This window comes from Magnetospirillum sp. LM-5, assembly GCF_902729445.1.
Taxonomy (GTDB): Bacteria; Pseudomonadota; Alphaproteobacteria; order Rhodospirillales; family Magnetospirillaceae; genus Magnetospirillum.
This window is the reverse complement of the sequence record NZ_CACVCE010000046.1, coordinates 1-13,638: the sequence shown is the minus strand read 5'-3', so window position 1 is coordinate 13,638 and position 13,638 is coordinate 1. Positions and strand designations below refer to the sequence as shown.

Below are 13,638 nucleotides of genomic sequence, written 5' to 3'. Positions count from 1 at the left end.
CCCGCGCCATGGGCGGCGGGCAGTTTAGTTCCATCGGAAGGGGTTCAGACCCGACGGTGACGGGCGGCGGCGGATCCGTAGATCAGACCGGCCATCAAGCCGACGGCGACGGCGGCGCCCAGCGGACCGCCGGCTAGGGCGCCCAAGCCGACACCGGCCATCTTGCCCATGGTCAGGAAGCCCGCGGCCTTGGCGGTTCCCGCCGCCACGGCGCCACCGGCACCGGCGACGGTGGAACGAACGACCGCGCGGGACCCGGCGGAAGGAGAGAAGGTGGCGGCTTGACGGCTCATGGGGCATCTCCTCGGCTGTGATTGCGAACAAATCGCATCTACAGAAAGCCGCAATTGCCACTCATTGTCAATGTGTATTCGCATCGCCCCCGATGAGCCGCGCGGATTGCCGTGCCGCTTGGGGGGGCGCCCGCCTCAGTCGGCGGTTTCGTCGGCGGCCAGCGGAACTCCGAACAGCTCCAGGCGGTGGCCCACGACCCGGTAGCCGTAGCGCGTGGCGATTTCCTTTTGCAGGGATTCGATCTCCTCGCTGGAGAATTCGATGATCTTGCCGGTTTTCAGGTCGATCAGGTGATCGTGGTGATCACCGTCAGCTTCTTCGTAGCGGGCGCGGCCGTCGCCGAAATCGTGCTGCTTCAAGATGGCGGTTTCCTCGAACAGCCGCACGGTGCGATAGACCGTGGCGATGCTGATATGGGGATCGATCTCGGCCGCCCGGCGGTAGACTTCCTCCACATCCGGATGGTCGGAGGACTCGGACAGGACGCGGGCGATGACCCGGCGCTGGCCGGTCATTTTCATGTTCTTGTCGATGCAACGTTGTTCGATTCGAGAAATCATGGCCGTCTCATCCGATTTTTCCTGCCGGTTCAGGGGGAAAGGTACCATCAAGGGAGAGGTTGGCAAAGCGCGAGAGCGCAACCGCGCGTTTCGCTGCCGTCGCGGTCATATAGCGTCCTGCTGTGCGGAGCCGGGGGCGGTCAGCGAGCCGATGATCTGGCATTGGGCGACCACCTGTCCGCAGCAATTCTTCATCTTCCGCAATTCGTCGCGCAAAAGGGTGAGGTCGGCAATTTTGCGTTCCACCTCGTCAAGATGGAGGAGAACCATCTGATCGGCGCCTTCGCACGGGGAATCGGGTCGTTCGGCCAGAGTCAGCAGGGCACGGATGGAATCGATGGAAAAGCCCAGATCGCGGCCCCGGCGAATGAAGCGGAGCCGCTGAATATGGTGGTCCTCATATTGCCGAAATCCGCCCTGGCTTCGTGCCGGCGGCGGCAGCATCCCGATCTTCTCGTAGTAGCGGATGGTTTCGATGTTGACGCCGGTCTGCCGGCTGAGGCCGCCGATATTGAAGGGCTGAAGCGTCATGATTTTCCGTTGACTCTGTAGTGGCTCCAGGGTCCATGCTCCACTTGAATCGGGTGATTGTCCAGCGCGATCACGGGCCGCGTCGAAGGAGTTCGGGTCATGTCGGAAGCCAAATCTTGCTGCACCAGCAAATGTTGCGGCGGGGGCGCGTCAGCGGCTCTTCCCACTGCGGCGCTCCAGCCGCCTCGGCCGGGTAAGTCCCGGGCCTTCCGCATCACCGGCATGTGCTGCGTCGAGGAGATGCGGACGCTGAAGGCGGCCGTCGGCCCGCTGGCCGGAGGGGACGAGCGCCTGAGCTTCGATCTGCTCAACGGCAAGATGATTGTCCGGGCCGATATCGACGCCGACGCGGTGATCGCCGCCGTTTCGCGCACGGGAATGAGGGCGGAGCCGTGGGAACGCACCAGCGTGGCCGAGCGCGACAAGGCCAATTCCTCGCGCCGGTTGCTTCAGGCGGTTCTGGCGGGGCTCAGCGGCGGCGCCGCGCTGCTGGGGCTGATTCTCGACCAGGCGGTCAAAGTGCCGCTCCCCGCCCAGATCGCCGAGGCCGTGGCCGTGGCGGTGGGCTTGTGGATGGTGCTGCCCAAGGCACTGCATGCCTTTCGCTCGCTGCGGCCGGACATGAATTTGTTGATGAGTGTCGCGGTCTTCGGTGCCATGGCACTGGGGGACTGGATGGAGGCGGCTACCGTTTCGGCGCTGTTCGCGCTGTCCCTGGCGCTGGAGAGCTGGAGCGCCGAGCGCGCTCGCCGGGCTATCGCCTCGCTGATGGAACTCACCCCGCCCATGGCGCGGGTAAAGGGAACCGACGGAGCCGAATCCCTGGCGGCGCCAGAGGATGTACCCGTGGGGGCCGTCTTCGTCGTGCTGCCGGGTGAACGCATTCCCCTGGACGGCCGCGTCCTGGTGGGCGAAAGCATGGTGGATCAGGCGCCGATCACCGGGGAAAGCGTGCCGGTGCTGAAAAGCGTGGGCACGGAGGTTTTCGCGGGCACCATCAATGCCGACGGCGTCTTGGAGGTGCAAAACCTTAAACCGGCCGGTGAAACTACCCTGGCCAAGGTGGCCCGGCTGGTGGAGGAGGCCCAGGGCAAGCGATCCAAGGTGGAGCGCTGGGTCGATCGCTTCGCCGCGATCTATACCCCCGTCGTCCTGGCCGGTGCCGTGGCGGTGGCGGTGCTGCCGCCGCTGGCGCTCGGCCTGGACTGGTCCGAATGGATCTACCGCTCCTTGGTGTTGCTGGTCATTTCATGCCCCTGCGCCCTGGTGATCTCGACGCCGCTGACGGTGGTGGCCGCCATGGCCTCGGCGGCGCGGGCCGGTGTGCTGGTCAAGGGCGGGGAATATCTTGAAACGGCGTCGCGGCTGTCCGCCATCGCCTTCGACAAGACGGGAACCGTGACTTTGGGCCGCCCCGGTGTCGAACGGGTGATGGCGCTGGACGGCGGCGACGAGGGCCGCATCTTGCGGCTTGCGGCGGCGCTGGAGGCGCGCAGCACCCACCCGCTGGGCCGGGCCATCCTCGATCACGCCGCCGCCGGGGGCATTGCTCCGCCTCCGGCCGAATCCGTCCAGTCCCTGCCCGGCAAGGGGATGTGCGGGGTCGTCGACGGCGAGGCGGTGTGGCTGGGCTCCCATCGTTACGCGATGGAGCGGGGTGCCGAGACGCCTGCCGTGCGCGAGGCGGCCCTGGCCTTGGCGGAAGGGGGGCGGTCGGTGGTGGCGGTGGGGGATGCCGCCGGGGTACGCGGGCTGATCGCCCTGTCCGATCCCATTCGTCCGGAAGCCGCGACGGCGCTGGCGGGCCTACGCCGGGCCGGGGTGGGCAAACTGATCATGCTGACCGGAGACAACGCCGCCACCGGAGAGCGGGTGGCCGCTGCCCTGGGCTTCGATCTCGTCCTGGCGGAACTGCTGCCCGAGGACAAAAGCGAGGCCATGGATGATCTCGCCCGGCAATTCGGAACCGTCGCCATGGTGGGAGACGGAGTCAACGACGCCCCCGCCATGGCCCGGTCGTCCCTGGGCATCGCCATGGGGGCCGCCGGAACCGATACCGCCATCGAAACCTCGGATCTGGCGCTGATGTCCGACGATCTGACCAGGTTGGCCTGGCTCATCGGCCATTCCCGCCGGATGATGACGGTCATCCGCCAGAATATCGGTTTCGCCATCACCCTGAAGGCGGTGTTCATGGTGCTGGCGATTTTGGACATCGCGACCCTGTGGGGAGCCATCGCGGCGGATATGGGAGCGGCCCTTCTGGTGGCCTTCAATGGATTGCGCTTGCTGAAGGCCGGCGCTACTCAGAGGTCCGAGGACGGCATGGGCTTATCCTCGTCGTCGAATACCTTGAAACAGAGGCTTGCCTAGGGATGGAGGGGCGATCATGCATGTACACAATCTGTCGTCATGGCAACACAGCCACCATTTCCAATCGGGCCTGGAAGCATCCGCCGAACGCCGGACCAAGATCGTGGTGGCTCTGACCATCGCCATGATGGTGGCCGAGATCGCGGCTGGCACGATCTTCAACTCCATGGCACTGCTGGCCGACGGCTGGCATATGTCCACCCATGCAGGCGCCTTGGGAATCGCCGCCTTCGCCTATGCCTTCGCCCGCAGTCACGCCGACGACCAGCGCTTTACCTTCGGCACCGGCAAGGTCGGGACGCTGGGCGGCTTTACCAGCGCCATTATCCTTTGCATGGTGGCGCTGCTGATGGTGTGGGAATCGGCAAACCGCCTGATGACGGTCCAAGCCATCGCCTTCGACGAGGCCCTGATGGTCGCCGTCATTGGGTTGGTCGTCAACGTGGTCAGCGCCGGGATCTTGGGCGGACACGGCCTCGGCGACGACCATGATCACTGCGGCCACCACCACGATCACGACCATCATCGCGACCATCACGACCACAATCTCCAGGCCGCCTATATCCATGTCCTGGCAGACGTCCTCACCTCGGTGTTGGCCATCGCCGCCCTGATGCTGGGGAAATATCTGGGGTGGTGGTGGATGGATCCCATGATGGGATTGGTCGGGGCCGCCGTCATCGGCAAATGGGCCTGGGGCTTGCTGCGCAAGACCGGTTCGGTCTTGCTGGATCACAGCGACGACCGGGAGCTGCCGGAGGAAGTCCGCGCCGCCATCGAGGGCGATGCCGACAACCGGCTGTCCGATCTTCATCTCTGGCAGATCGGGCCGGGCCATTGGGGGGCCATCGTCTCACTGGTGACCCGCACCCCGCGCGAGCCGGGCCATTACAAGACGCTGCTGGCCGAGGTTCACGAACTCAGCCATGTCACGGTGGAGGTCCATCCCTGCGACGGGGCGTCTTGCTGCTAAAGCGGTTTGCGCTTTATCTGGCGCAAACCGCTTTGGCGAGCATTGAGCGAGCGGCCAAGCAAACCATAGGTTTGCGCCCGGCGAGGGCATACATAAGATTAAAGCCTTTTGCGTCACATTCGACGTAAAAGGCTTTAGGGGGGGCTTCCCGATCGGCTTATGGCAATCGGCCTTGATCCGGCTTGCTGCGGGGGCGGGCGGTGCTGTGGTCCGGCTATGATTTCCGGGAAAAAGGGGATGAAATCAGGATGTGGGCCATTCCGACATACCTTCTGGCCGCTTTCGCCGAGATCGGCGGTTGCTTCGCGTTCTGGGCCTGGCTCCGGCTGGGCAAATCGCCCTTCTGGCTGGCTCCGGGGATGGCCAGTCTGGCCCTGTTCGCCTGGGCCTTGACCCGGGTCGATGCCGATTTCGCCGGTCGCGCCTATGCGGCCTATGGCGGCATCTACATTTTGTCGTCGTTGGTGTGGATGTGGGCGGTGGAAGAGAGCCCGCCGGACCGGTGGGACGTTCTGGGCGCCGCCTTCTGCCTGGCGGGCGCCCTGGTGATTATTTTCGCCCCCCGCGGCGAGTGATGCCGTAATCGGCCGCAGGGCGGCGGGGGGGGGCGTCAGGCGATTCCGGTGGCTACCACCGAAACCCGCATCTTGCCGGCCAGGGCGTCGTCGAAGGTGGATCCGAAAATGATGTTGGCCTCGGCGGCCACTTCCTCGCGGATGCGGTTGGCGGCCGAGTCCACCTCGAACAAGGTCATGTCCATGCCGCCGGTGATGTTGATCAGGACGCCCTTGGCCCCCTTTATGGAGGTGTCGCCCAGCAGCGGGTTGGAGATGGCGGCCTCGGCGGCGTCGATCGCGCGCTTTTCGCCGGCGGCCTCGCCGGTGCCCATGATGGCCTTGCCCATTTCGCTCATGACGATGCGGATATCGGCGAAATCCAGGTTGATCAGGCCGGGCATCACCACCAGATCGGTGACGCTGCGCACCCCGGAATTGAGCACGCCGTCGGCCATCTTGAAGGCGTCGGCGAAGGTGGTGCGCTCGGTGGCGACGCGGAACAGGTTCTGATTGGGGATGATGATCAGGGAATCGAGCTCTTCTTGCAGGGCTTCAATGCCGAGATCGGCGGTGTGCATGCGGTGCTTGCCTTCGAAGTGGAACGGCTTGGTCACCACGCCGATGGTAAGGATCCCCTGTTCGCGGGCGGCCCTGGCGATGACCGGTGCCGCGCCCGACCCGGTGCCGCCGCCCATGCCGGCGGTGATGAACACCATATGGGCGTCGCCGATCAGGTCTTGGATGTCTTCGAGACTTTCTTCCGCGGCGGCGCGGCCCACGTCCGGGCGCGAACCGGCGCCCAATCCCTGGGTAACCCGGCCGCCGAGTTGGATGCGTCGCTCGGTCAGGCTCAGCCCCAGCGCCTGGGCGTCCGTATTGGCGACGATGAATTCCACACCCTCGATCTTGGACTGGATCATGTTGTTGACGGCGTTGCCGCCGGCTCCGCCGACGCCGATCACCACTATTCTCGGACGGACTATCGTCATCGCACCATCACCGCCGATAAGACATGCGCCGCGTGTCCAGCCTCATCAGCCGATCCGCAGGGCGCGCAGCACGTTCCCGCCCCGCCACTGGTGAAAGCGATACCACAGCAAAACGATGACGGCCGCCGCATAGACATAGGGTTCGCCGTTTTCGTGATTGGCGGCAAGGATGAAGTGGAGCGCCACCAGGGCGTTGATCACATAAGTAGCACTGTGCAGTTTCTTCCAGCGCTTGCCGCCGATCCGCTTGATCTGGCTGTTGGCCGAGGTGAAGGCCAGTGGAATCAGCAGCGCGAACGCCACCAGACCGAGCAAGATGAACGGCCGCTTGTAGATGTCGCCCATCATGTCGCCCAGATTGAGCGCCCATTCCAAGGCGATATAGGCCAAGACGTGCATCACCGCGTAGAAAAAGGCGAACAGCCCGATCATGCGCCGGTATTTGGCCAGGGTCTTGATGCCGGTGATTTCCTGGACCGGACGCATGGCCAGGGAAATAATCAAGAAGGTGAAGGCCCAATCGCCGAGATAGCGGTTGACGAAGCCGACGGGGGCCTCGCCCAGGGACCCGTTGGAGATATAGCCCTCGATGACGCTGCGTCCCACCAGCCAGACGAAGGGCAACGCGGCGGTCAGGAACACTAGCGGCTTCCAATCCACGGTGCGGGCCGATTTCAGATGATGGTCGCAGGTTTCGTCGATGCCGTTGGCCAGCAGCCAGGCGGCGTAAAGGGTCACCAGCATCTTGCCCGTTCCCATCAAGATGAACGGGGCGCGGGGGCCGAGGGCGTCGAAATAATAGCCGCCGCTTTGGACCAGCATGACGGTTCCCAGGCCGCCGACCAGATAACCGGCTCCCACCATGGCCCCCAGGATCGGCTTGGGCGAGGCGTCCACGGTCAGAACCTGAAGGGTCACGAAACATCCCGCATGGCCGATTCCCACCATCAGCAGCGGCAGCGCCACCAGCCAGTTGAAGGGATTGGCGAACATGCCCAGCCAGATATAGCCCAGCGCCGCCAGGGACAGGCTGGCGCCGATGGCGGAAATGCGGCTGTGCCGTTCTATGAAGCTGCGCCATAGCGGCACCGCCGCCAGCACCGCCAGCCCCAGCAGGCCGATCATCACGGCGGCATGGGCGGTGGCGAAGGTGCGGGTCACCCCCACCAGATCGGAAACGGAAATGCACCACAGCGAGAAGAACAGGCTGAGGATGATCACGTCGGCGCGGGTGTAGAAGGCGGCGGCGAAGGCCAGCTGCATGCGCGGATCGCTGGTGATCACCGTCCAGACCTGCCGCAGCGGATGTTCGTCGTCTCCCGAGGCCGGCTGGGGCGGGGCCACGTCCCGCAGATTGCGCCGTGTCAGCTGGAAACCGGCGATTCCGGCCAGCAGCGGCAGGCACATGATGAGGAAGACGCCGCCGGGATAATCGGCCATCTGCATGACGATGGCGGCCAGCATGGTGCCGCCGAACACCATCATGAAGACCAGATTCCCCATGAGGCGCGGCCGGTTGGCGCGCGACGAGACATCGCCCACCAGGGTGGACAACTGCAACTGGACAGTATCGGCGCCCACGGTCAGCAGCACCCGGGTCAGATAGAACAGCACCAGACCGGCAGCGCCGAAGGCGAGTCCCACCTGCAGGCTGAGCAGCGATATCGCCGCGCCGACCACCGCGATCAGGAAGCCCAGGGCGATGATCCGCACCCGGCCGATTCGATCAGACAGCAGGCCGAACCATCCCACGCAGACGATGGAGACGATTTCTGCCACCACCTGGATATCGGCGTTAACGGCACCTTCCTTTTCGAAGGCGATGCCGAAGATCTTGTCCAGCAGCAGGGGCTGAATGGAAATGGACAGCGCCGCCACCAGGGCGCCCACGGTCATCAGCAGATAGATGATATTCCATTGGGTGGGGGCGAAATCGGCGACCGCCGTCCCTTTGGCCGGAGCCTCACCGTTCCTCGGCATCCATGCCCCCCGCATTCGCCCAAAGGCCGTTGACGTGGTTGTCGCGCAAGGCGCAGATTTCTCCGTTGACCATGATGCTCATGGCGTAATCCAGTCCGGCGCTTGCCCGGGTCGGATCGCGGAAGGCAGTGCCCTTGACGAATATGCCGGGGCGAACCACGCAGCCCTCGGCCTGAAGGTACCAGCGCGGGGCCAGATCGATCCAGATTGGCGGATTGATACCGTCGTTGATCTGAATGTAGATGTCGCCCCAGACCGAGCGGGCTCCTGCTCCGGCGACGCTTACGATCTTACCTTGATAGCGGAAAGGCATCATCCGCTCATGCGCTTCCTTGCCGAGAGGAACGGGCGTGGGGGGCGGAGCTACCGCCAGGGCTACGCTCACCGCCTCGGGCAGGGGGACGCCTTGCATGGTCGCGGCCGGAAGCGGCGCGGGCTTGGCACCCTTGGCAACGCGGCCCTTCTTCACGATGGTGTGGCAACTGGCGCAGGGCATCTTCTCGCGCCCGTCCATATGGGGCGCGGGGGTCCCCTGGACAATGGGCAGGGTTCCCGATCCCGGTCCGGTGCCGGTGGCGGGAGGCGTGACGATATGGCAACTGGAGCAGACCATCTTCTCGCGGCCGTCGCGGTGGGGGGCGGGCATTCCGGCGACGATGGGCGGGGCCAGATCGTAGGTGTGATCTTCCCAGGGATTGGCGTTGAACACGGCGGTCAGGACCAGGGCCATGCTGAAGGCAATGCCCAGCGCCATGATCCAAACCGCGATGTCGGGATGTGCAACGGTCTTTGTGCTCACTGGGACTCGATCGACGGCAAAGTGTTCAACCGGTTGTGCTCTGGTGTTGGGGGTGGCCATTCATCAGAACAGCTCCAGACTATCGCGGGGAAGTTTCTCATATCCTGCTTCGGAATGAAATGACCATGGCCGGTCAGCCGGTGCCGGAACTGGGCGCAGGCTCCGTCCGGATGGGGGTTCCGTCGATCAGGAAGTGTTCGGTCAGCGCCTTTTCCAAAGCCCACAATTCGCCATCCTCGAAGACGATGCGGACGAGGTCGTTGGGATCGCAGGCGGCCACCAGGGAGCGGATCTCGCGGGCCTCGCGCAATATCTTGGATATCTGCTGGCGGATGCTTTCCGTATCCGCGGCACATTGGCGCAGTTGCTCCGACCGGTTGACGGCTTCTTGAACCAGGCTGCGGAAGAAGACGTTCTTGTCTCCGGCGAAATAGGCGTTGGTCAGGGTCGATATGAATTTCCGCGTTCCGTCCCGGTCGCCAAGGGCGGCGTTCAGATGCTCGGTCAATACCTGGGTTGCGGTCATGGAAAGATCGTTGAGGGCCAGCCCCAGGACTTCCGCCAAGGCCCGCATGCGATCGATCCGCTGCGACGGGTCGAGGCCGGGGGCGGCGGCCATCGGCGCGACGCTGCGGCTTTGGGCGATTTGGGACAGCTCCTGGGTGATCTCTTGCGACAGCGCCCGCTGCGACCGCAGCTCATCGACGATCCCGTCGCGGCTGTCGCGGGTCACCTGCACCAGCTGGGCCGTCGCCTCCACCTGGGCCTCCAACTGGGTGGCCACCGCCTCGCGATGCTCGCGGAACAACTGGGCCAGCAAGGTCATGGCGTCATCGGTGGCGCCGGATGCCGGCGCGGCAAGGGCGCGGCCGATCTGGACAAACTGGGCGGTCGTCTCCACCTGAGCCGCAACCTGGGCGGCAATCGCCTCGCGATGTTCGCGGAACAGGTCCGCCAGCCTGATCACCGAGCTTTCGGAGGATACATCGCTCCGGGACAGGGCGGTCACCTCGGATTTCAAGCTGTCCACGCTTTTCACGATCCGCGAGAGCATGAGAAGCAGAATGGTCAGCCCGATCGGCAAGGCGATGGACAGCAGCACGATGAAAAATTCATGGGGAAGTATGGTGAATAGATTATTCCAACCAATAAAAACGGTCAGATAAATGACGGACAGGGCAGACCAAACGACCGCGCCGACCAGGGCCGCGCGGGAAGCGGAATTCAACTTGCCAAAGGCCGCTTTGTTAAACCCCATCCACATAAGGCTATCTCCGATGATGGCCGCAATCGCCACCCCAATGCCCCGCCCCGCAGGCGTTCCCCTTATCCTAACAGTAAAGCGAACACTGGGATACCTTCGAAACAATCCATTGATATGGCTAAGGCGTTCCCGCGTCAATAAATGAAATTGCGTGTGATTATCGCCATCCTATGCTTTGCCGTCACGATCCTGCATTGTTGAACATGGCTGTGTACATCAGTGTGGCATTATGGTATCGCCCGAAAGCAGAGTTTGTCCGGTCCATGAGGCTGGCGATGATGATCGGTGGCCAGGAGGCGAGCATGAGCTATTCCCAGGAAATCAGCAGGGAGTGCAAGGGGGTCTTCCTGTTCATGGTCGATCAGTCCCGATCCATGAACAAGCCCTTCGGTCCCGGTCGGTCGGGGAAGATGGTCAGCCGTGCCGAGGTGGTGGCCAATGCCTTGAATGGTACTCTGGAGGAACTGGTCAATCGCTGCATGCGCGATGAAGGCGTGCGCGACTATTTCGATATCGGAATCATCGGCTACGGCCGCACCAATCGACCGGAATTTTGCTGGCGTGGCGATCTGGCGGGCCGTCGGCTGGTTCCCATCCCGGAAGTGGCGGCCAAGGCCGAAATGGAGGACGTGGAGATCGAGACCGAGATGAGGGGGCAGGTGCTGATCGAGCGCATCACCCTGTCGCGCTGGATAGATCCGGTCGGAGTGGACAGCACACCCATGAATGCCGCCTTCAGCCTGGCCCATGCCACATTGGCGGAATGGGTCCGCGACAACCCGGATTCGTTTCCCCCGATGGTCATCAACATCACCGACGGCATGGCCAATGACGTTAACAGCGATGCCGAGCTTCTGGCCACGGCGCGCAAGCTGACTGGGCTGAAGACCAGCGACGGCAATGTCCTGCTCATCAACTGCCATATCGCCGGCGGGACGGATGCCTCGGTGGTCTTCCCCGCATCGGTGGCGGAATTGCCCCGGGATCCCTATGCCAAGCTGCTGTTCGAGATGTCGAGCGAGTTGTCCAACCGGCACCGCGCCGTCATCTGCGAGGTTTTCGACCGCGACCCCGGCCGTACTCCCTCCATCAAGGGTATGGCTTTTAACGCCGATGCCGTGGCGCTGCTGAAGCTGCTGGATATTGGCACCCGCCAGGCCATCGGTCTGTCGGCGGCCATGGAGACCTTCACGCCGCCGGGAATCGACACCGGGGCCATGATCGAGGAATCCTTCGTGCTGGAGGAGCCGTCGGTGCGGATCGAATATGGCGATCAGGGCTGATTCGTTCTTGATCCGGCGCGCCTCCCCGATGCTCACCTGGACGGCCCAGGGCCGCTCGATCGTCAAGCCTCGCAATGACAGCTACGCCGACGGCGACGCGCTGCGATGGCGGCAGAACGAAGATCGGCTGCGGTTGGCCCGGATTCCCGACGGCCTGCTGGCGGCCGTCTCGGACGGGGCCGGCGGGGCAGGGCTGTTTTGCGGTCCCTGGGCCGAGACGCTGGTGACCCGTCTGCCCAAGACCCCCATCGCGGGCGTCAAGACGCTAAGCCAGTGGATGGACGGATTCTGCCTGGGCTTTCGCTCAGAATACGCCGCCCTGTCCAAGTTGACCCCCGCCCGGCACAGCAAGTTCATCCGGGAAGGATCGTTCGCCACACTGGTGGCCGCTTGGCTGGCCTATCGCCAGGGCCGCGTCCTGCTGCGATGGATGGGCTATGGCGACAGCCAGATGATGGTGTTCGACCGAACCGGGCGCCAGCCGGTCCTAGCAGTCAACTACCCCGCCACCCTGTCGGCGCTGGACCGTGCGCCGTTCTTGCTCAATTGGAAAGATTTGCCGCGCGATGGCAGCTTCCATGCCGGGGAAATGGTCTTGCCGGATCGGGCGACGGTGGTGCTGGCTTCGGACGGGATCGGACAATATCTGCTGCTGCGGACCCTGGCAGCTCTGCCCCGCCCCGCAGCGACGGGTGGATTACCGGTAGAGTTTTTGCGTTTGGTGGGGGGCGGTGAGAGCAAACTTGCCCAGGCCGCCCGCGCCCATCGTGCTGCGCCGGGTTTAGACCTCTTGGCAGAACTGGCCGCGTTGCGCGATTGCCTCAAATCGGATCAGGCCTTCGCCGGTCGCGTCCGCTCCCTTTGCGATAAGGGATTGCTGGCCAATGACGATTGCACGCTGATCATGATCGACGTCGATTTTGCCCGGTCCCGGTAATCCGTCATGCCGCTTCCCCTGATCAACGACTACAAAGCGGCCATTGCCAATGCCAAACGGCGTTTCGCGACCCTGGACGTCCGGCCGCACCTGGATGCCCGCTGCAGTCCGGTCTTTCTGGCGGGAAACTTCGCCGGGGTGTTCCGGATGGTGACGGGGGAGGGGGAGCATCTGGCGGTCAAATGCTTCACCCGCGAGGTCTCCGATCTGCCGCGCCGCTACGCTGCCGTGGCCAAGTTCTGCCAGACCGGCCAATGCCCTTATGTGGTCCCCCTGCATTACCACCCTGCGGAGGTTTTCGTAACCTCCAGCGTCGCGCCCCACGCCGATTACGCGGTGGTGACCATGCCCTGGGTTGAAGGACGGGGCCTTGGGGCCACAGCCCAAATACTGTGCCAGCGGGAGAACGCCCCGGCCCTGGCCGGATTGACCCGGGCATGGGGTCGGCTGTGCTTGGACCTGCTGCAACGGGGCGTTGCCCATGGCGATCTGAAACACGATAATGTGCTGGTCGGCCAGGACGGCGCCCTGAAATTGATCGACTATGATTCCATGTATCTGCCGGACTTGAAGGGACTGCCCTCGACCATGCTGGGGGGCGTCAATTTCCAACATCCTCGGCGCGAGGTCAGGCATTTCCATGCGGCCATTGACCATTTTTCAATGCTGGTGATTCTGCTCTCCCTGCGCGCCTTGACCTTCCAGCCCGAGTTGATGAAGCGCCATCATAACGGTGAGAATCTGATTCTAACCAAAAGTGATTTCACCCAGCCGGACAGTTCCAATCTGCTGCGCCAATGGGCGGCCAGCCCGGATTTTCATATCCGCGACTGGACGGAACATCTGATCAAGGCCGCCAAGGCTCCCATGATCAGGATCACCGCCATGGAAGCCATTTTGAAATCGGCGGTAAAAATCGAGGCCGCTCCGGCCAAGCCACCCGTCAAACGGCTCTTCTCATTTTTTCCCTAGGCTGCGGAAAGTTCTTGCAGCAGCTTTTTTGTCTCAGTCTTTGGCTTCCTCTGGTTGCTGCCGCAGATCTGCGAGTGAGAGCGATAATTAATAATGGGCACCTCGAAAAATCCCGCCCTCCGGCGA

13 protein-coding genes are annotated in these 13,638 nt (G+C 63.6%); 6 read left to right on the top strand and 7 right to left on the bottom strand.

Going from position 1 to position 13,638, the window contains the following annotated elements; all coding sequences use genetic code 11:
- Positions 1-44: 44 nt before the first annotated feature.
- From MTBLM5_RS14960 to MTBLM5_RS14950, 3 genes are all read right to left on the bottom strand, one after another.
- Entirely contained in the window at positions 45-293 is a 249-nt protein-coding gene (locus tag MTBLM5_RS14960) for a hypothetical protein (protein ID WP_008615104.1), read from the bottom strand.
- Positions 294-428: 135 nt separating this feature from the next.
- Entirely contained in the window at positions 429-854 is a 426-nt protein-coding gene (locus MTBLM5_RS14955; protein WP_173976873.1) for a Fur family transcriptional regulator, read from the bottom strand.
- A 105-nt stretch (positions 855-959) separates the two neighbouring features.
- Positions 960-1,385, bottom strand: coding sequence for a helix-turn-helix domain-containing protein (locus tag MTBLM5_RS14950; RefSeq protein ID WP_009867026.1), 426 nt, complete (start codon positions 1,383-1,385; stop codon positions 960-962).
- Positions 1,386-1,484: 99 nt separating this feature from the next.
- Between MTBLM5_RS14950 and MTBLM5_RS14945 the strand changes: the two genes are divergently transcribed.
- The 3 genes from MTBLM5_RS14945 to MTBLM5_RS14935 all read left to right on the top strand — a co-directional run bounded on the left by MTBLM5_RS14945 (position 1,485) and on the right by MTBLM5_RS14935 (position 5,306).
- Positions 1,485-3,758, top strand: a complete 2,274-nt coding sequence (locus MTBLM5_RS14945) for a cation-translocating P-type ATPase (protein WP_236686274.1) — start codon at positions 1,485-1,487, stop codon at positions 3,756-3,758.
- Positions 3,759-3,774: 16 nt separating this feature from the next.
- Positions 3,775-4,731, top strand: coding sequence for a CDF family Co(II)/Ni(II) efflux transporter DmeF (gene dmeF / locus MTBLM5_RS14940; protein ID WP_173976872.1), 957 nt, complete (start codon positions 3,775-3,777; stop codon positions 4,729-4,731).
- A 248-nt stretch (positions 4,732-4,979) separates the two neighbouring features.
- A complete protein-coding gene (locus MTBLM5_RS14935; RefSeq protein WP_009869365.1) occupies positions 4,980-5,306 on the top strand; it encodes a YnfA family protein in 327 nt (108 codons plus the stop codon).
- A gap of 35 nt (positions 5,307-5,341) precedes the next feature.
- Here MTBLM5_RS14935 and ftsZ read toward each other — a convergent pair whose 3' ends face one another.
- The 4 genes from ftsZ to mamY form a co-directional block, all read right to left on the bottom strand.
- Positions 5,342-6,277 (bottom strand): cell division protein FtsZ, encoded by a 936-nt coding sequence (gene ftsZ / locus MTBLM5_RS14930; RefSeq protein WP_173976871.1) that lies wholly within the window; start codon positions 6,275-6,277, stop codon positions 5,342-5,344.
- 45 nt (positions 6,278-6,322) lie between these two features.
- Positions 6,323-8,257 (bottom strand): magnetosome biogenesis transporter MamZ, encoded by a 1,935-nt coding sequence (gene mamZ / locus MTBLM5_RS14925; protein WP_173976870.1) that lies wholly within the window; start codon positions 8,255-8,257, stop codon positions 6,323-6,325.
- Positions 8,241-9,116, bottom strand: a complete 876-nt coding sequence (gene mamX / locus MTBLM5_RS14920) for a magnetosome protein MamX (RefSeq protein ID WP_254431078.1) — start codon at positions 9,114-9,116, stop codon at positions 8,241-8,243. Before mamX ends, mamZ begins: the two co-directional genes overlap by 17 nt.
- 73 nt (positions 9,117-9,189) lie before the next feature.
- Complete coding sequence (gene mamY, locus MTBLM5_RS14915) at positions 9,190-10,353, bottom strand: liposome tubulation protein MamY (protein WP_254431077.1); 1,164 nt, start codon at positions 10,351-10,353, stop codon at positions 9,190-9,192.
- A gap of 137 nt (positions 10,354-10,490) precedes the next feature.
- Between mamY and MTBLM5_RS14910 the strand changes: the two genes are divergently transcribed.
- The 3 genes from MTBLM5_RS14910 to MTBLM5_RS14900 are packed head-to-tail and all read left to right on the top strand — an operon-like array spanning position 10,491 to position 13,512.
- A complete protein-coding gene (locus tag MTBLM5_RS14910) occupies positions 10,491-11,603 on the top strand; it encodes a hypothetical protein (RefSeq protein ID WP_254431076.1) in 1,113 nt (370 codons plus the stop codon).
- Positions 11,587-12,540 (top strand): hypothetical protein, encoded by a 954-nt coding sequence (locus MTBLM5_RS14905; RefSeq protein WP_173976869.1) that lies wholly within the window; start codon positions 11,587-11,589, stop codon positions 12,538-12,540. The genes MTBLM5_RS14910 and MTBLM5_RS14905 overlap by 17 nt, the downstream gene beginning before the upstream one ends.
- A 6-nt stretch (positions 12,541-12,546) precedes the next feature.
- A complete protein-coding gene (locus tag MTBLM5_RS14900) occupies positions 12,547-13,512 on the top strand; it encodes a protein kinase family protein (RefSeq protein WP_173976868.1) in 966 nt (321 codons plus the stop codon).
- Positions 13,513-13,638: the final 126 nt, after the last annotated feature.